Annotated in this window: 18 protein-coding genes; 14 read left to right on the top strand and 4 right to left on the bottom strand. The window is 50.9% G+C overall.

What is annotated here, in order from left to right; all coding sequences use genetic code 11:
• Nucleotides 1–4: 4 nt before the first annotated feature.
• On the top strand, nt 5–1,561 hold the full coding sequence (locus tag WN56_RS11230; RefSeq protein ID WP_046075085.1) for an alpha-glucoside-specific PTS transporter subunit IIBC: 1,557 nt from the start codon (nt 5–7) through the stop codon (nt 1,559–1,561).
• Between the two features lie 578 nt (nt 1,562–2,139).
• Nucleotides 2,140–2,370: a hypothetical protein gene (locus WN56_RS11235; protein ID WP_046075086.1), complete on the top strand. Its 231-nt coding sequence runs from the start codon at nt 2,140–2,142 to the stop codon at nt 2,368–2,370.
• A gap of 90 nt (nt 2,371–2,460) precedes the next feature.
• Here WN56_RS11235 and WN56_RS11240 read toward each other — a convergent pair whose 3' ends face one another.
• Nucleotides 2,461–3,495 (bottom strand): NADP(H)-dependent aldo-keto reductase, encoded by a 1,035-nt coding sequence (locus WN56_RS11240; protein WP_046075087.1) that lies wholly within the window; start codon nt 3,493–3,495, stop codon nt 2,461–2,463.
• A gap of 199 nt (nt 3,496–3,694) precedes the next feature.
• Between WN56_RS11240 and WN56_RS11245 the strand changes: the two genes are divergently transcribed.
• A complete protein-coding gene (locus tag WN56_RS11245) occupies nt 3,695–3,997 on the top strand; it encodes a DUF6482 family protein (protein WP_046075088.1) in 303 nt (100 codons plus the stop codon).
• Between the two features lie 44 nt (nt 3,998–4,041).
• Here the strand turns inward: WN56_RS11245 and mutH are convergent, their stop codons facing one another.
• Complete coding sequence (gene mutH / locus WN56_RS11250) at nt 4,042–4,713, bottom strand: DNA mismatch repair endonuclease MutH (RefSeq protein WP_197075754.1); 672 nt, start codon at nt 4,711–4,713, stop codon at nt 4,042–4,044.
• Between the two features lie 623 nt (nt 4,714–5,336).
• On the opposite strand from mutH, the gene rppH reads away from it, so the two are divergent.
• From rppH to WN56_RS11275, 5 genes are all read left to right on the top strand, one after another.
• A complete protein-coding gene (rppH, locus tag WN56_RS11255) occupies nt 5,337–5,849 on the top strand; it encodes an RNA pyrophosphohydrolase (protein ID WP_046075090.1) in 513 nt (170 codons plus the stop codon).
• Between the two features lie 17 nt (nt 5,850–5,866).
• On the top strand, nt 5,867–8,125 hold the full coding sequence (gene ptsP, locus WN56_RS11260; RefSeq protein ID WP_046075091.1) for a phosphoenolpyruvate--protein phosphotransferase: 2,259 nt from the start codon (nt 5,867–5,869) through the stop codon (nt 8,123–8,125).
• Nucleotides 8,125–8,931: a sulfite exporter TauE/SafE family protein gene (locus WN56_RS11265; protein WP_369795707.1), complete on the top strand. Its 807-nt coding sequence runs from the start codon at nt 8,125–8,127 to the stop codon at nt 8,929–8,931. Before ptsP ends, WN56_RS11265 begins: the two co-directional genes overlap by 1 nt.
• Nucleotides 8,932–8,943: 12 nt before the next feature.
• Nucleotides 8,944–9,741, top strand: coding sequence for a prolipoprotein diacylglyceryl transferase (lgt, locus tag WN56_RS11270; RefSeq protein WP_046075093.1), 798 nt, complete (start codon nt 8,944–8,946; stop codon nt 9,739–9,741).
• A gap of 89 nt (nt 9,742–9,830) precedes the next feature.
• Nucleotides 9,831–10,670 carry a thymidylate synthase gene (locus WN56_RS11275; protein WP_046075094.1) on the top strand — a complete coding sequence of 280 codons (840 nt, stop codon included), beginning with the start codon at nt 9,831–9,833 and terminating at the stop codon, nt 10,668–10,670.
• Nucleotides 10,671–10,779: 109 nt separating this feature from the next.
• Here the strand turns inward: WN56_RS11275 and WN56_RS11280 are convergent, their stop codons facing one another.
• On the bottom strand, nt 10,780–11,928 hold the full coding sequence (locus WN56_RS11280; RefSeq protein ID WP_046075095.1) for a Na/Pi symporter: 1,149 nt from the start codon (nt 11,926–11,928) through the stop codon (nt 10,780–10,782).
• 419 nt (nt 11,929–12,347) lie between these two features.
• On the opposite strand from WN56_RS11280, the gene nhaA reads away from it, so the two are divergent.
• The 4 genes from nhaA to WN56_RS11300 all read left to right on the top strand — a co-directional run bounded on the left by nhaA (nt 12,348) and on the right by WN56_RS11300 (nt 15,147).
• The gene (gene nhaA, locus WN56_RS11285; RefSeq protein ID WP_046075096.1) at nt 12,348–13,553 is read left to right on the top strand and encodes a Na+/H+ antiporter NhaA; all 1,206 of its coding nucleotides are present in this window, start codon (nt 12,348–12,350) and stop codon (nt 13,551–13,553) included.
• Entirely contained in the window at nt 13,522–13,797 is a 276-nt protein-coding gene (locus WN56_RS11290; RefSeq protein ID WP_046075097.1) for a hypothetical protein, read from the top strand. The genes nhaA and WN56_RS11290 overlap by 32 nt, the downstream gene beginning before the upstream one ends.
• Nucleotides 13,798–13,869: 72 nt before the next feature.
• Nucleotides 13,870–14,763 carry a transcriptional activator NhaR gene (gene nhaR / locus WN56_RS11295; protein WP_046075098.1) on the top strand — a complete coding sequence of 298 codons (894 nt, stop codon included), beginning with the start codon at nt 13,870–13,872 and terminating at the stop codon, nt 14,761–14,763.
• Between the two features lie 66 nt (nt 14,764–14,829).
• Complete coding sequence (locus tag WN56_RS11300) at nt 14,830–15,147, top strand: metalloregulator ArsR/SmtB family transcription factor (protein WP_046075099.1); 318 nt, start codon at nt 14,830–14,832, stop codon at nt 15,145–15,147.
• 55 nt (nt 15,148–15,202) lie between these two features.
• On the opposite strand, the gene rpsT is transcribed toward WN56_RS11300, so the two are convergent.
• Entirely contained in the window at nt 15,203–15,463 is a 261-nt protein-coding gene (gene rpsT, locus WN56_RS11305) for a 30S ribosomal protein S20 (protein WP_046075100.1), read from the bottom strand.
• A gap of 286 nt (nt 15,464–15,749) precedes the next feature.
• Between rpsT and murJ the strand changes: the two genes are divergently transcribed.
• Nucleotides 15,750–17,321, top strand: a complete 1,572-nt coding sequence (murJ, locus tag WN56_RS11310) for a murein biosynthesis integral membrane protein MurJ (protein ID WP_046075101.1) — start codon at nt 15,750–15,752, stop codon at nt 17,319–17,321.
• Nucleotides 17,322–17,412: 91 nt separating this feature from the next.
• On the top strand, nt 17,413–18,348 hold the full coding sequence (gene ribF / locus WN56_RS11315; RefSeq protein WP_046075102.1) for a bifunctional riboflavin kinase/FAD synthetase: 936 nt from the start codon (nt 17,413–17,415) through the stop codon (nt 18,346–18,348).
• Nucleotides 18,349–18,350: the final 2 nt, after the last annotated feature.

Raw genomic sequence — 18,350 nt, forward strand, 5'->3', positions numbered from 1 at the left:
CATCATGAAAGATATGATCCAGCGCTTTGGCGCAGCAATGTTTGTCCCTGTGCTCCTCTTTCCTGCGGCCGGTATGTTATTAGGCTTATCGGTGATGCTGCTTAACCAAGATCTCTTTCCTTGGGCAGTGGAAGGCAGTGCATGGGTAAAAGTGTCAACGATCCTACTCCAAGCCTCGTTGGCGGTGTTTAAAAATATGGCGTTAGTGTTTGCGGTCGGGTTACCGATAGCACTAGCAAAATCTGCATCCGGGCGCGCAGTGCTTGCCACACTGGTGTCATACATCACCTTTAATTATGTGATTGGTGGCATTTTACAGTTTTGGGGACCTGAGCTTGGGGTGAACTATGTGGAGGGTGAGCGTGGGCTTACTGATGTGGGCGGTATACTTACTTTGGATACTAACCTATTGGGCGCCATCGTAATTGCTAGCCTCTCCGTTTGGGTCCACAACCGTTTCTTCGACAAAAAACTGCCAAACTGGGCGGCGGTATTTGGTGGCACACCTTTGGTGGTTATTGTGAGTTTTCCGATTATGGTACTCATGGCGATCATCACCTGTTTTACCTGGCCAAGTATTCAGCACGGCATTAATAATCTACAAACCTTTTTAGTCGGTGCTGGATCGTTCGGGGTATGGATGTTCACTTTCCTTGAGCGAATTATGATCCCAACGGGGCTGCATCACTTTGTCTACGGTCCCGTATTCTATGGACCCGTCGCGGTGGATGGCGGCACGGTGGCGCATTGGATTCAAAATATCCAAAACTTTGCCAGCAACCCTGCGCCTTTAACCGAGCAGTTCCCACAAGGTGGCTTGATGTTGACTGGGATGGGTAAAGTCTTTGGCTGTACGGGGATTGCCATGGCCCTTTACGCAACCGCGAAACCAGAAAACAAGAAGATGGTGCTCGGTTTAGTACTTGGTGCGGCATTGACGGCCATTCTTACGGGGATCACTGAGCCGATTGAGTTTACCTTCCTGTTCATCGCGCCGGCATTGTTTGCACTCCACGCGGTACTGGCGGCTACCATGGCAACCATTGCCTATTGGTTTGGTGTCTCAGGCAACTTTCAAACCGGACTTATCGACTTTATTTTTCAAAATTGGCTACCACTAGGCAGCTTGCATGGCACCACATATATTGCACAAGTGCTTATCGGTCTGAGTTTTACCGCCATCTACTTTGTGGTATTCCGCGCGTTGATTTTGAAGTTTGATATTCCCACCCCTGGTCGAGGCAGCGCAGAGGCGAAGCTTTATACCAAAGCCGACTATAAGGGCGCGCAACAGAGTGATTCATCGAGCGGTGTGATTGACGGCGGACAAGCGAGCGCGTTTATTGAAGGGTTAGGTGGTAAAGACAACATAGCCCTGCTCACCAATTGTGCCACGCGGTTACGTATCAAGGTACATGAGCCTGAAAAAGTAGCGGAAACGCAATATTTTCAAGAGCATGGTGCAGTAAACGTGGTACGTAATGGTGATAGTTTTCAAATTATTGTCGGCTTAACCGTACCACAAGTCCGCGAAGAAATGACGCAACTGACACGGGCTTAAAGACTTTGTTGATTGTTCAGCACTCGAGGCGTCATTGATAAGCAATCATCAACACACATAGCATGATTAGACACATAGCATGATTAGCGGGCGGCTAAACGTAGGGTCGCTCGCGCCATTCCCCTTCCTCTTGTGACGCCTCGATAATAGCGCATCAGTACCGGTCATAAAGGCATCTAATATCACGTCGATAGCACAACTGATTGAGTTTTATCGATGATTAGCGGACTGGTTAGCACAATCCCCCATGTCTTTATTGCTAGACAGAGTGTTGCGCTTTATTTGAACAATATTTATATAACTTATTGATATTAATTATAAGTTATTGAATACTATTAGCTCCATTCACGCAGATTCACATGCTCAAGGAGGTTAATGCCATGACTTATTTTCCGATGAAAAAACTCGATGTCATCGTTGCCTCTGCGCGTCACTGTGCCAACCACTTGGCTCAGGATACCCGCTCACGCATCTGACTCTGCGTCCAACTGTAATTGGCCGCAGGTATAACGCGGCCAGTTTGCAGTCCCACTTCGCTTTATGCCTGTGGCCTCCTCTAACCAAAAAGGAGAGCCATCATGACTCAACTATCTTTATTACCCTTAGCCCAAGCGCTGGTGCGTTTGGATATGATTCGTCAGCGTCGCGTGAGCACACACCGTTACCGCTACACAGATGTGGCGTTAAACCGTCACCTACAACGTGATATTGGTATTGCGCCTGACAAACAAGATGCTTTGCCCGTTAGCACACAATTTGCGGCCAAACGTTATCTTGTGACATGGCGACGACGATGGCGGTGGTTATAATGGGCCCCAGGAAGCGGCGTATCGGTTGATACGCCGCCCCATCCTCGAATAAAACACTGCGCGGCAGCCAACTTGGCTGCCGTTTGCGATCTAAGGGCAGGGGTTGGGATAGCGGTTAGCAATCTCATCAATACCGGCAAGCACATCGTCACTCAGCGTCAGATCCAAGCTATCGAGATTACTCTCGAGCTGTTTTAGCGTCGTGGCACCGATGATGTTAGACGCGACAAAAGGACGACTATTCACAAACGCGAGTGCCATTTGTGCAGGATCGAGGCCATGGCGTTGGGCAAGATCGACGTATTCTTGCGTGGCCTTTTGCCCTGACTCGGTAAAGTAGCGCGCGAAGCGTTGGTGCAGTGTACAACGGGCCCCTTTCGGGCGTGCGCCTTGCAAATATTTTCCGCTCAACGCGCCAAACGCGAGCGGCGAGTACGCAAGCAACTCGACCCCTTCATGATGACTGATTTCCGACAGGCCGACTTCAAAGGTGCGGTTAAGCAAATTATAAGGGTTCTGAATAGAGACGATACGCGTTAGGCCGTGCTTCTCTGCCAGATGCAAATAGCGCATCACGCCCCAAGGCGTTTCGTTTGAGACACCGATATAACGAATTTTTCCTGCCTGGACAAGCTCATGCAGCGCATCCAGCGTGTCGAGGATGGTGACCCCAGAGTGTTCATCTTGATACGGATAATTGAGCTTACCAAAACAATTATTATGCCGCTGTGGCCAGTGCACTTGATACAAATCGATATAGTCGGTTTTTAGTCGTGTCAGGCTATCCTCAACGGCTTGATGAATATGGCGTCGGTTAAGCGACATATTGTCACGGATATAGGGTACATTGCGTGGTCCGGCTACCTTGGTGGCGAGGATAACGCGATCGCGCTTCCCGGACTTTTCTAACCAGCTGCCGATGTACTGTTCGGTTAAACCTTGTGTGGATTGGCTGGGGGGAACGGGATACATTTCAGCGGTATCAATGAAATTCACGCCCCGCTCAAAGGCAAGATCGAGCTGCGCATGGGCGTCAGCTTCACTATTTTGCTCACCAAATGTCATGGTGCCTAAGCACACTTTACTCACCTCTAGCGAGGAATGGGGCAAACGGTGGTATTGCATCCTTTCTCCTTGTCTGCAATCGACCTATGGCAGTCCATAGTAGAGAATTTTAAAAATGATCGAAAGCGGTTTAGCTGCGGCTTGACAGCTGGTTAAATATTGACCATTACTAAATGGACTGTCCGATGGTATCGGTCTGAGCGCGGTGTTATTGCTAGGCATGATGGACACGAAAAAGTGTAATCTAGAGGAAAGTCAGATGAACTATTCACAGCTTAAAGCCTGGATGCGCGCGGATCCTCGCTCATGTCCACAATGTTATGTGATGGCACACGCAGGCGGCGCAAAATATTCGGTCGAAGTAGAAGTGAAGCATGAATTAGAGCCTTTACGCTCAGACCAAACCGGTGAAGTGATGCAGTTTGATCATGTCGGGCAAGTCGGGGAGAAACTTAAAGCCCTAGGAATTGAAGAGGGCGTATTACGCTTGATGGACCCTTACGATGAGTTTGCCACCGGGGGCGAGCCAAGCTGTCGAGAAGATATGCCAATTCGTTTTTGATGTTTTACCTAAACGCGCGGGATGTCATGCATGCGGATTGACACTTACTTCGGATCCACAAAGTAACGACGCAAGATTTGGTGGGTGAATTGCGTGCGTAAATAAAAGCCGCGCGGCAAGGTACGGATCGGCTCACCATCGGGGCCGAAAGCGTCGGTCAAGGCCTTGCCGTTGGCTGCTTTGGGTCGTAGTTGGAGAGACTCACCTTGGCGGGCTGTGATTTCCGTCACGCGACCTAGTGCTACCCAATCCATTAACTCCTCCCAATCGGCGCGCAGTCGCGCTTCCTCCTCTTGGCTAGGGGACCATAATAATGGCGTGCCAATGCGGCGCTGTGATACCGGTATATCGCGTTCGCCTTCAACGGGGATCCACAAGACGCGTGACAGTTTTTGCCGCACATGGCTATTTTCCCAGCGCACCCCCGCGATCCCAGTGAGCGGCGCAACGCACACAAAGGTGGTTTCCAGCGGCTTACCATCGTCGTTGACCGGAATTGTTTTTAGCTCAATGCCTAAATGCGCAAAGTCTTGTTCGGGTTTGCTGCCGGCGTTGGCGCCCAAACAGGCCTCGAGTAACATGCCAATCCAACCTTTCTCTCGCGTGAGTGACGCTGGACAAGGGATAGACAGTGTCTCGCTGACTTCGCCAAGGGTCAGACCGGCGAGGGCGAGCGCACGCTCCATCAATACCTGCTCGGATGCGGGGGGCTGTATCACTGTGCTGGGATCCTGCTCGTTACGTTGAGAGCGTGCATTATCAAGAACTGCTGTATTGGCTGCAAGTCGATCCTACCCTTGATGATCCTATCCGTACGCTTGTAGTTATCCACAGATGAAGGATGATTGATAGGATTCCTGACTGTCATGATCAAATATACAGTACGTAAAGGAGGGTGAAAATGTGAAAAATCGCGAACTTGCCGTTTTTTTGCGCTATTGGTGTGGATAATTTTCTGATTGGTGGATCTTTAAGCGATCTGTGTGTATTTGACGATCGCTCGATCTTAAAAAGGATCCTTTTGTTGTGGGATGGGTTTAATTAACTGATTATTAATACATTTATTGTTTTTGGGGTCGCTTTTGATTCTATGACGCGATCCTTAATCGTTCGAGAAGTGAACTTTTTCTAGGCTTCTTCACAAATCTATCCACAGAAAGCGTGAATAAATGTGCGCAAACTCTCATTGCTATGTTTATAACTTCCTGTTAGGGGCTAAGTTATCCTCAGATGACGACGAGTGCGCAAAAACAACGCTCAATCCACAATGTTTGTTTACCCTTCACCGCTTTTTGTGAAAAAATCAGGTTCAGTAGAGATTTATCATTGAGGTCGTCCAGTGATTGATGGCGATGGCTATCGTCCCAACGTGGGGATAGTAATTTGTAACGGCCACGGTCAAGTTCTCTGGGCTCGTCGATATGGTCAGCATTCATGGCAGTTTCCACAAGGTGGCATCGATGAAGGGGAAAGCCCTGAACAAGCGATGTACCGGGAATTGTATGAAGAAGTGGGGCTGACTAAAAAAGATGTACGCATCTTGGGGACTAGTCGACATTGGCTACGCTACAAGTTACCCAAACGCCTTGTGCGCTGGGATTCCAAGCCCGTGTGTATCGGGCAAAAGCAAAAGTGGTTTTTGCTCAAACTTGAATGTGACGAGTCACGCGTTAATGTCTCGCGCGGGGGGACACCAGAGTTTGATGGCTGGCGCTGGGTGAGCTATTGGTATCCAGTGCGGCAAGTAGTGGCATTTAAGCGTGAAGTGTATCGGCGTGCGATGAAAGAATTCGCGCCACTTGCGATGCCGTTTAAAGAACGCAAACCTCGGCGTCGACACAAGCGAGGATAAATGTAAGGAGAGATTGGGTGCTCACGCAGTTAAGGAATATTGTGCAAAGTGTGGCGGCGTCTTCAGATCTTGAGCAGGCGTTACACACCTTGGTGCAACAAACTTGCGTGGCGATGCGTACCGAGTGCTGCTCCGTTTATCTTGCCAATGCCGAACACCAACAGTTTGAGCTTATGGCAACACAAGGCCTCGACCCTTGTGCACAAGTGTCGATGGCATTTGGCGAGGGCTTGGTCGGTGTGGTGGGTCAGCGTGCTGAGCCTTTAAATTTGGCGTACGCGCGCAAGCATCCCGCGTTCAAACCCTTCCCCTCCACCGGCGAAGATGCCTTTCAATCCTTTCTTGGCACGCCCATCATTTATCGCAAAAAGGTGTTGGGTGTGCTGGTGGTGCAACAACATCAACCCCGCCAGTTTGATGAGAGCGAAGAGTCCTTTCTCGTGACCTTAGCCGCGCAGTTGGCCGTGGTGTTTGCGCATGCCGATGCCCAAGGTGGCTGGCAGGGAGCGCCGTCTCCCGTGTTGCTAGAGGGAATGCCTGCGTCGCCGGGCATTGGGATCGCACAAGCATGGTGTGATGACTCTCAACCGCGGCTTGAAGAGGTGGCGCCTGCTTGCCACCTAGATACACAAGGTGAACTCGACAGACTGGACGCGGCGATTGACGATGCCAGTACCGAGTTTCGCCGTCTGCGTAAACGCTTTGATAAAGAGCTGCAAAAAGACGCGCTGGCGATTTTTGATTTGTTTGTTCATCTGCTTAACGATCCTATGCTGCGTGAAGACATGACAGTACGGGTCCAACAAGGGGATGCCGCCACTTGGGCGGTGAGACAAACGGTTGAAGCCTTTTCTGCCCGTTTTGCCGCGATGGATGATCCTTACCTAAAAGCCCGAGCGGGCGATGTGAAAGAGTTAGGACAGCGGCTGCTTTACTTTTTAATTGCGCCTGCGGGGAGTCCACCACCGGTTTCGACACCCATTGTGCTGTTGGCGCGAGAGCTAACGGCGGGCATGTTAGCGTCCATTCCTCGCGCGTTGCTCACTGGTGTGGTGGCGGAAGAAGGGGCGGCGAACTCACACGCGGCGATCTTGGCGCGTGCGTTGGGGATCCCGGCGGTGATGGGCGTCAGCTTTTCGCCCGCTAAGCTTCATCAAAAAACCGTGATCCTCGATGGCCACAAAGGGGTGCTGATGATCGAGCCTGCTGAGGCATTGATCAATGAATACCAGCACCTCGTGCAAGAGGAAGCGAGCCTACAGTCTACGTTTGAGACGGCACTCGCGGCACCAGGACATACTCAGGATGGCACGCGTATTGAAGTTCACTTAAACGCCGGCTTGAGCGCCGATAGCCAGATTGCAATCAATCAGGGCGTTGACGGTGTTGGGCTCTTTCGTACGGAAGTGCCGTTTCTGATGCAGCGCCGTTTTCCGTCTGAAGACGAGCAGGTCAAACAATACCGTGCGATTCTTGCCAGTTACCCTGATAAACCTGTGGTGATGCGCACCTTAGATATTGGCGGCGATAAACCATTACCGTATTTAAGTGTTGAAGAGGACAACCCGTTTTTAGGCTGGCGCGGGATCCGTTTTACCCTCGACCACCCGGATATCTTCTTGATTCAAGTTCGCGCCATGTTGCGTGCCAGTATTGGTTTTAACAACCTTAAGCTATTGCTGCCGATGATCTCCGGGCGTAACGAGTTATTGGAAGCCAAGGCGTTGATTAGCCGTGCTTATCAAGAGGTCAGCCAAGAGGCACACCAAGCTGGGCAAAGTATCAATATCCCTTTATTGGGGATCATGGTTGAAGTTCCCTCTATTCTTTATCAGCTCGATAACATTGCGCGCGATGTCGATTTTCTTTCGGTCGGCACCAATGATCTCACTCAATATCTTTTAGCGGTCGATCGCAACAATGCGCGCGTGGCTGATATTTTTGATGCGCTGCACCCCTCGGTATTACACGCATTAGCGTCGATTGCCGCTGTGGGGAGCCGTCATCAGCTTCCGGTTAGTGTGTGTGGAGAGCTAGCCGGCGATCCGGTGGGGGCGTCTTTGCTGGTGGGGTTGGGGTATCACCAGCTCAGTATGAATACCCGCAACGTGGCCAAGATTAAGTATTTGCTAAGCCGTTTACCGCACGCGCATTTAGTCACGCAGGCCAAGCAGATGCTAACTCTGGATCATCCAGACGAGATCCGCGCTGCCACTGAAGCCTTTCTGGCCGCGCAAGGGTTAGAGGCGTTGGTCAAAGTCGGACAGCTGCGATGATCACCAGCTTAACGGCCCTACTTTTTGTAGTGTGTATGCTGCTGGGTGCCTGCGTGGGGACGTTGTCTGGCCTTCTGGGAATTGGTGGCGGGTTGGTCGTCGTGCCTGCGCTGACCTTTCTCCTCCCTGTGTTCGGTATTGCGCCCACTGTGGTGATGCCCATTGCGCTCGCTACCTCGCTCGCGACCATTGTACTGACGTCGAGTGCCTCTGCTTGGCGCCATTTTCGTCTGGGGAATGTTCATCTTGAGGCGGTTAAAGCGCTCGTCCCTGGCATGATGCTGGGCGGCGTCTTGGGGGCAGGGCTTGCGGATCGGCTGCCACACGATTGGTTGCCCCGCCTGTTTGGCGTGATAGTGCTCGCTATGGCGCTACAAATGTTGCTCAATCGGCGTCCCTATCGCGCGCGTCCTTTACCGCATTGGCTGCGACTGTCCTTTGCGGGCACGCTGATCGGAACACTTTCTAGCTTGGCGGGGATCGGGGGCGGCTCGTTTACCGTCCCATACCTGCATTGGCGCGGAGTGAGTATGCACCAAGCCATTGGCAGTGCCTCGGCGGGGGGCGCGGTGTTGGCGCTGGGTGGCATGATGAGTTTTATGTGGTTGGGCTGGCGTCAAACGGAACCCTTGCCCGCGCTCAGTGTCGGATATTTGTATTTGCCTGCGTTGCTCGGCGTCGTGTCAACGTCGGTATTGATGACACGGGTCGGTGCTCAACTGGCGGTGAGACTACCCACTGCGCAAATAAAACGTATTTTTGCCGTCTTTCTTGTTATTGTCGGCGCCAGCATGTTGTTGAAATAAAGGATCCCATTCATGGCCGAAGGCTACATTACCTTTCCGTCAATCGACCCCATCTTATTTGAACTTGGTCCGGTAGCCGTGCGTTGGTACGGTTTAATGTATTTACTTGGCTTTGTGTTCGCCTTGTGGCTTGCGAATCATCGTGCGGCCAAACCGAATAGCGGTTGGAGCAAAGAAGAAGTCAGCGATCTCCTTTTTGCTGGCTTTTTGGGCGTCGTGCTCGGGGGACGTATTGGCTATGTCCTATTTTATCAATTTGATGCCTTTATTGCCGATCCGCTGTTTTTATTCAAAGTGTGGACCGGTGGCATGTCCTTCCACGGGGGCTTGCTGGGTGTGATCACCGCCATGGCGTGGTACGCGCGTAAAACTCAGCGTCACTTTTTTACCGTTGCTGACTTTATCGCGCCGCTGGTACCGTTTGGACTGGGCGCTGGTCGTCTAGGGAATTTTATCAATGGTGAACTTTGGGGACGGGTGACCGATGTCCCGTGGGCGATGGTATTCCCAAGTGGTGGCCCTTGGCCGCGGCACCCCTCACAGCTCTATGAGTTTGCGCTAGAAGGTGTCGCCCTGTTTGTGATCCTCAACCTCTACATCAAAAAGCCGCGACCGATGGGTGCAGTATCAGGGCTTTTCTTGGCTGGCTACGGGACGTTCCGCTTTATTGTGGAGTATTTCCGTGAGCCAGATGCGCACCTAGGCTTGTTTGCCGGCATTTTCAGTATGGGACAACTGTTGTCATTACCCATGATTATTGCGGGGGCAGTGATGATCGGATGGGCTTACAAGCGCACGCCTGCACCATGATTAATGGCGCGTAATCAGATATACTGTTTATCACACCAAGGCACCCTATGCGGTGCCTTTTGTTCGTTTGGCCAATGATAGGAAACACTATGAAGCAGTATCAGGCTTTGATGCAGGATATTCTCGATAATGGGACGGATAGAGGCGATCGCACGGGCGTGGGAACACGGTCAGTGTTTGGTCGGCAACTGCGGTTTGACCTTGCCGCTGGCTTTCCGCTACTCACCACCAAAAAACTCTACACGCGTGCCATTATCCATGAGCTTTTGTGGTTCCTCAACGGCGATACGAACGTTCATTATTTACAAGAAAATAAGGTGCGTATCTGGGATGAGTGGGCGACTGAAAGCGGTGACCTTGGCCCCGTTTATGGCGCGCAGTGGCGCTCGTGGGCGTGTCCTGATGGCTCGACGGTGGATCAAATCGAACAACTGATCGCGCAAATTAAAACGAAACCTAATTCACGTCGTCATATCATTACCGCTTGGAACCCTGCTGATTTGCCTGATGAGTCGATAAGCCCAACCGAGAACGCCGAACAAGGCAAGATGGCTTTAGCCCCCTGCCATTGCTTGTTCCAGTTCTACGTGGCTGATGGCAAGCTTTCATGCCAGCTTTATCAGCGCAGCGCCGATTACTTCTTGGGTGTGCCGTTTAACATTGCCAGCTATGCGCTTTTCACTCATATGATTGCGCAACAATGCGATTTAGCGGTGGGCGATTTTGTCCATACCTTTGGAGACGTGCACCTTTATCATAATCATTTAACCGACGAGATTGTTTACGAGCAACTAAAACGTGAACCGCGTGCGCTACCTCGCTTGGTGATCAAACGTAAACCGGCGTCTATTTTCGATTATCAAATTGATGACTTTGAGATTGAAGGGTACGAGCCGCACCCAACGATTAAAGCACCGATAGCCATTTAGTGACGTCTTATCGATATCGCGACATCTTTATCTGACTTACTTTGGTGTCTCCAATAAAAAACCACCGCACGGGCGGTGGTTTTTTGCGCTTGGGCGGGAGGTCAACCCATCACTGTGACAACAGCACAATGCTTCCTGGAACAATCACAAAGACGAGGCCGATGTAAGCCAGTACCGCCGCTTTTGATTTGGCTGCCAATTGGCCTAACCAGTCGGCCCCTTTGAGCGGCAATTCACGCAAGAACGGAATACCGAAAATCAGCGTCGTCGCCAAGATGTTGAAGCTTAAGTGCACCAACGCGATTTGTAGGGCAAAGACCGCGAATTCACCGGTAACCGCCGTGGCGGCGAGCAGGGCGGTAATACAAGTCCCAATGTTGGCGCCTAAGGTGAAGGGGTAGATGTCACGGACTTTTAGCACCCCTGAGCCGACTAGCGGCACCATTAAGCTGGTGGTTGTCGATGAAGACTGCACCAAAACAGTGACCACAGAGCCTGAGAAAATACCGTGCAGTGGACCACGACCAATCGCGTTCTTCAGCATGTCTTTGGCACGACCGACCATCAGCTTTTTCATCACTTTGCCCATGATGGTAATCGCAATCACGATGGCAGCAATCCCCATGACAATCATGATAGCGCCACCAATGTTACCAGGCAGGGCGGCTTCAAGCGGTGATTGCACCGCGTTAACCACGGGTTTTGTCAGCGGTTTAACAAAGTTCAAACCTTTAATGCTCATGTCACTGGCTTGCGTCAGCGGTGAAACCAACCACTCGGAAATCTTGTTCAGCAAACCGAACGCCATCTCTAATGGCAGGAAGATAGCAACGGCAAAAAGGTTGAAGAAATCATGGACGGTGGCGCAACTAAATGCGCGACTAAACTCCACTTTACAGCGGGCATGCCCAAGGCTCACGATCGTGTTAGTGACCGAGGTGCCTACGTTTGCCCCCATGACCATTGGAATCGCGGCTTCAACGGGGAGGCCACCTGCGACTAAGCCAACTATAATAGAGGTGACTGTGCTTGACGATTGGATCAATGCGGTAGCAACAATACCAATCATTAAGCCAGCTACGGGATGAGAAGCGAACGCGAAGAGCGTCTTTGCTTCGTCGCCGACGGCCCATTTAAAGCCGCTTCCTACCATGGCAACGGCCACCAGTAGGAGGTAAAGCATGACGGCAAGCTTGGTCCAACGGAACCAATTTGAGGAGCTCTGGGTTGCCTCTACCGCTGTAGCATGGGGAGTCATAAGATATCTCCGTGACAGTTCGATGTCAGTTTAGTGTCAAAGCAAAAATCTGCGGCGATAGTAAGAAGGTAATATTTCAGAAATATGACACAAATACTGCAGTGGTTTGAAAATCCGATCTGGACGAGGTTATCAGTGGAATTCGCGCCAGTTAGCTTGCTGATTTTAAGTATTATTTGTGCCCGTTCGGTGCCGTAAAAAAATCCGTGGAAAAAATGTAACAGGGAGGCGCGCGTTGACACTATGCTAGACACAGGGCGGTTAGCAAGGATAAAAAAGATTAGACTGCGAATAAATCAATGGTAAGTTAGTTTTGATATCGGTTTTTCCGATGTTTACTATCAGAACAAACGATTTTTCTAAAAGTGGTCTGGCTGACTAGACTACGGAAATCCACTTTTTTTGTATGGAGTGCTTAAATGACTGATGTCATTCGTCAGTTTCTGAAAATGGAATCCGCAGGAGGTATTGTGCTGATTATTGCGGCGGTATTGGCGATGTTCGTAGCGAACTCGGATCTACAGCCTTTATATGACAGCACCCTTCATACCTATATAGCCGGTTTATCGGTTGGTCATTGGATCAACGATGGCTTGATGGTGATTTTTTTCCTGCTGATTGGTTTGGAAGTGAAGCGTGAGTTGGTGCAAGGTGCCTTAAACTCGAAAGACAAAGCGACCTTCCCGGCGGTCGCCGCCATTGGTGGGATGCTCGCCCCCGCATTGGTCTATTTAGCCTTTAACTGGGGTGACCCTCTCGCGGTATCGGGGTGGGCGATCCCGGCCGCGACCGATATTGCCTTTGCCCTCGGTGTCTTGGCATTGCTGGGTAATCGTGTACCGTTGGCGCTAAAGGTCTTCTTGCTCGCACTGGCGATTATTGACGATCTTGGGGTAATAGTGATCATCGCGCTATTTTACAGCAGTGATCTGTCAGTGGTTGCGTTAGCCAGTGCGTTTGCTGCTACCTTAGTCTTGGTGGCGATGAACATGCGCAAGGTCACCAGTATCACCGCGTATGTGGTGGTCGGTTTGGTGCTGTGGTTCAGTGTTTTACAGTCAGGTGTTCACGCGACCCTCGCCGGTGTCGTGCTTGGCTTTGCCATCCCACTGAAAGGTAAAACGGAGGATGACCCATCACCGTTGAAAAAAATGGAGCACGCCCTCCATCCTTATGTGTCGTATTTGATCCTGCCTATCTTCGCCTTTGCGAATGCCGGGGTGTCTTTGGATGGCGTCTCTTTGGCAAACTTAACCGAAATGTTGCCGTTAGGTATTGCATTGGGTCTGCTGATTGGTAAGCCTTTGGGTATCTTTAGCTTTAGCTGGGCAGCGGTGAAACTCGGCATTGCCAAATTACCAGCACGTGTGAATTTCACCCACATCTTCGCGGTGTCAGTGCTTTGTGGTATTGGTTTTACCATGTCTATTTTTATCTCGTCACTGGCCTTTGTCGGTGTGAATGGCGAGTTCGTCACACTCTCTCGTCTGGGGATCTTGATAGGATCAACCTTGGCCGCGGTGATTGGTTATGCGGTCTTGCACTTTGCATTGCCCCCAGCCAGCGCGCTTGCTGATGAACGAGGAGACGAGTATGAAGAAGGCGACACTAGCATTGATTACTAGCCTGGTTGCCGTCTCTGGCTCTGCCATGGCGGCGAACCAGGAGATGTACTGCCACGGAGAAAAGGATAACAGCGACGTGTGCCAAGCCTACTTAGCGGGCGTGGCAGATGGAAAAGCGATGACGGCCTCATTAAACGACAAAGATAAAGCCGAAAATGGGTCGAGCTTTTCAGAGCGTGCGTTAGAGCATCGTGCTGGAGAGCGGGTGAGAAAGCCGCTCGATAAAGATGATGTGAAAGACTAAAACGAGCATGAAACTTGAAGGCGCCAGAGGGGCAGCGTAAGCTGCTCGTCTGGCGTTTTTTTATCAATCAGCATGGCTCACCTAAACTACAACCACCTCTACTATTTTTGGATGGTCTGCAAGCAAGGTTCGATCACCCAAGGGGCGGACAAACTTTGTTTAACACCACAAACTGTGACAGGGCAAATCCGAGCGCTGGAACAGCGCTTAAATGGCAAGCTTACTAAACGCAATGGCCGTTATGTTGAGCCCACCGAACTGGGTCAGCTCGTTTTTCAATATGCGGACCGTATGTTTGGCTTGAGTTATGAGATGCTGGATATTGTTAACTATAGCCAACAAGAAAACATCTTATTTGATGTAGGGGTGGCTGATGCCTTATCTAAGCGTTTGATCAGTCAAATCTTGCTTCATGCTATCCCGAACGATAATGCCATCCACCTACGTTGCTTTGAATCGACGCACGAGATGCTACTCGAACAGCTCTCTCAGCATAAATTGGATATGATCTTGTCCGACTGCCCAGTCGATTCCACGCAACAGGCGGGGTTATTTAGCGTCAAGCTTGGTGAGAGTAGCATGAGTTTGTATTCCTCTAATCCCGCAGAGCCCCCCGATGTGCCGCTACCTATCCGTCTTGCCACGCAAAAAATATTGATGCCGAGCAAAGCGACCGCTATGGGACGAAAACTCACACAGTGGTTTGATCAACAAGGCATCGTGCCCAACATACTGGGTGAGTTTGATGACTCTGCACTGATGAAAGCATTTGGCATTAGTCATCAGGCGTTATTCATTGCGCCCACCACCTATGCCGAGGAAGTGACGCGCCTCGGGCAAGCCGTACAAATTGTCGAGTTGAGTGCGGTCAAAGAAGAGTACTATGTGATATTCGCCGAGCGAATGATCCAGCATCCGGCGGTCAAGCGGATTTGTGAGGCAGATTACAGCCGCTTATTTGTTTAGTTACAGATTGGCATAAAGATCGTGCTAGACTCGTGGCAATGAGTATTAATGAGTGATGGAAGTTGAATGGATTTAGCCCGCATGCAGCAGAATGGGCCGAAGGCGGTAAACCTGCTCAAGGCCATGGCCAACGAGAAACGCCTGTTCATTCTGTGTTATCTACTGCAAGGAGAGTTGTCGGTTGGGCAGCTGGTGGAGCGAGTGCCTTTAAGCCAGTCGGCGCTGTCTCAACACCTTGCTTGGCTTCGAAAAGATGGCCTAGTGGCCACGCGTAAAGAAGCGCAAACCGTGTATTACTCGCTAAAAAGTGATGAAGTTGAGGCGGTTATCCAGTTATTACATGATCTGTATTGTAAGGAAACCGTGGATTCACCCAACCCTTAAGCAATAAAAAAACCGGCCGAAGCCGGTTTTTTTTATCTCTTTGCAAAGAGCAAAATTACAGCGCTTTAATTTGTGCTGCGAATGCTGCTTTGTAACGAGCTGCTTTGTTCTTGTGGATCAGGCCTTTGGTGGCTGAACGATCAAGAATAGGCTGAACTTGTGCAAAAGCAGCAGTTGCTGCTTCTTTGTCGCCTGCAGCGATAGCTGAAGCAGTTTTCTTCATATAAGTGCGCATCATAGAGCGACGGCTTGCGTTGTGCTGGCGACGCTTCTCAGACTGGATCGCACGCTTCTTAGCAGATTTGATATTCGCCAAGGGTCTAACTCCCAAATCTTTTTGTTCGGTGACATTTCAAGGCGGAGGACTATGCCTCTTTTTACCTCTATTGTCAATTCATTTGTGCAAAGATCCGCCGCTCCAACGATGTGTTGGCGCTGCGGGGTTATCACAGTTAATATGGCGGCTGATTCTATCAGCATTTCAGCCCCGACGTCACCTATATTTCCATTTCTTATCGATGTCAGCGATAACGTGACAGCGGAAAGAAACAATGAAGGTGCGACAGTGACGCGCATTGGGCACGTGTTTTCAAGAGGTAACCGTGAGTAAGCGACTTTTACGCTCTGGGCTCATCGTGAGCACCATGACTTTGGTGTCCCGTGTTTTAGGGCTGGTCCGTGATGTGGTGATCGCGAACTTGATGGGGGCAGGCGCCGCCGCCGATGTGTTCTTTTTCGCCAACAAAATTCCGAACTTTTTGCGTCGTTTGTTCGCAGAAGGCGCCTTCTCGCAAGCGTTTGTGCCCGTATTAACTGAATATCAAGCGCGAGATAAAGATGATGACACACGCGCGCACTCGCGTGAACTGGTCGCCAATGTGGTGGGCACCTTAGGTGGCTTGGTCACTCTTGTCACCTTGCTCGGGGTGGTCGGTTCGCCCGTCCTAGCGGCGCTGTTTGGTACAGGTTGGTTCGTGGATTGGCTCGAGGGCCGGCCTGACGGTGCCAAGTTTGAGTTGGCCAGCTTGATGCTCAAAATTACCTTCCCTTACTTATGGTTTATTACCTTTGTGGCTTTATCTGGGGCGATACTTAACACCCTCAATAAATTTGCGGTGTCGAGCTTTACCCCTGTTTTTTTGAATATCGCCATTATCGCGGCGGCTATAGGGATCTCCCCGCATCTTGCCCAACCTGAAATAGGTTTGGCGATTGGTGTCTTTATTGGGGGCGCGGTTCAGCTTTTATTTCAACTGCCTTTCCTCTCTCAAGAAGGCATGCTGGTAAAACCTAAGTGGGGCTGGCAGCATCCTGGGGTAGTGAAAATACGTCAGCTAATGATTCCCGCGCTTTTCGGGGTCTCGGTGAGCCAAATTAACCTATTATTCGACACCTTTATTGCCAGTTTCTTGATGACAGGGTCGATCAGTTGGCTGTATTACTCTGATCGCTTGCTTGAATTTCCGCTCGGCCTGTTTGGTATTGCCATTGCCACCGTGATCTTGCCGGCGCTATCGAAAAAGCATGTTGACCAATCGCCTCAGCAATTTTCTGCCACCATGGATTGGGGCGTGCGTATGGTGTTGCTCCTTGGGATCCCAGCGATGGCGGGTTTGATCGTGCTTGCCCAACCGATGTTGATGGTGCTCTTTATGCGTGGTGAATTTGGCGTCCCTGACGTAGAAGCGGCGAGTTTATCGTTGATGGCTTATGCCTGTGGCTTGGTCAATTTTATGGTGATTAAGGTCCTTGCGCCTGGTTACTACGCCCGCCAAGACACCAAAACGCCCGTAAAGTATGGTGTGATAGCGATGGTGAGCAACATGGTTTTCAACGCCATCTTTGCTTACTTGTTTAGTTATGTCGGTCTGGCCATAGCCACCGCACTGTCTGCGTTGATTAACGCCGGCCTGCTCTATCAAGGATTACACCGCCAAGGCATTTATCAATTATCGCGGGCAACCGTCGGATTTATTAGCAAACTCGTGTTGGCTGTGGGGGTGATGATTGCCGGTTTGTACCTGGTGATGCCTGCGTTGTCTCAGTGGGTGTCGATGTCCTTGTTATCTCGAAGCTTAACGTTAGCCAGCCTTATTGTGGGAGGCGGCGCGCTTTATCTTGTCACCGCCCTGTTGCTCGGTGTACGGGTGAGTGATATTCGTCATCGTGGATGATAGAGCGCGCGGATTATCAATCCAGGGCTGATTGCCAGCGCTGACTAGTATATAATCCGCCAGTTTTAATAGTTCAAATAGTCAGCAGGCGATGGAATTAATTCGAGGCATCCACAACATCCGGGCGCAACACCGAGGCTGTGTACTGACCATCGGGAATTTCGATGGTGTCCACCTCGGCCACCAGGCTGTTTTGCGTCAAGTCGTTGAGAAGGCCAGAGCCCTTGACTTGCCTGCGACCGTCATGCTGTTCGAGCCGCAACCGCTCGAGTTATTTCTCGGAGAGCAAGCGCCTGCCCGTTTATCGCGATTGCGGGACAAATACACCCAGCTTGCCAAACTGGGCGTCGACAGGCTGTTGTGCGTGAGTTTTACCCCGGCATTCGCCGCCATGAGCCCTGATGCCTTTGTGGACCGCTTGTTGGTCAATCAATTGGGTGTTAAGTTTCTGGTTGTGGGTGACGACTTTCGCTTTGGCCTTAAGCGAACTGGCGACTTTTCGCGCTTAAAACAAGCCGGACAAGAGCATGACTTTGCGGTTGTCAGTACCGAGAGCTTTTGTGTGAGCGACCGGCGTGTGAGTAGCACGGCCATTCGTGATGCACTTTCCGCCGGAAAGATGCAAGTGGCGGCCGATATGCTAGGGCGTCCTTACAGTATTTGTGGCCGGGTTGCCCACGGTCGCAAGCTAGGGCGGACGATTGGTTTCCCTACTGCAAATGTGTTGCTTAAACGTCGCGTTTCACCTGTTTCTGGTGTCTATGCGGTAACGGTGGCCATCGATGGGCAATCGTTGCCTGGGGTGGCGAATGTAGGGCACCGTCCTACGGTAAACGGCACGCACCAGCAACTCGAAGTACACCTTTTTGATCACACGCTCGACTTATACGGCAAACAGCTTGAAGTAAGCTTGTTACATAAGTTGCGTGACGAGACCAAATTTGCGTCAGTAGACGCGTTAAAAATGCAAATTCAACGAGATGCATCAGCCGCGCGTGCGTGGCTGGCTGATGCCAATAATGTCTAGAG

The sequence above is a fragment of the Salinivibrio sp. KP-1 genome (genome assembly GCF_000968645.1).
GTDB lineage: Bacteria > Pseudomonadota > Gammaproteobacteria > Enterobacterales > Vibrionaceae > Salinivibrio > Salinivibrio siamensis.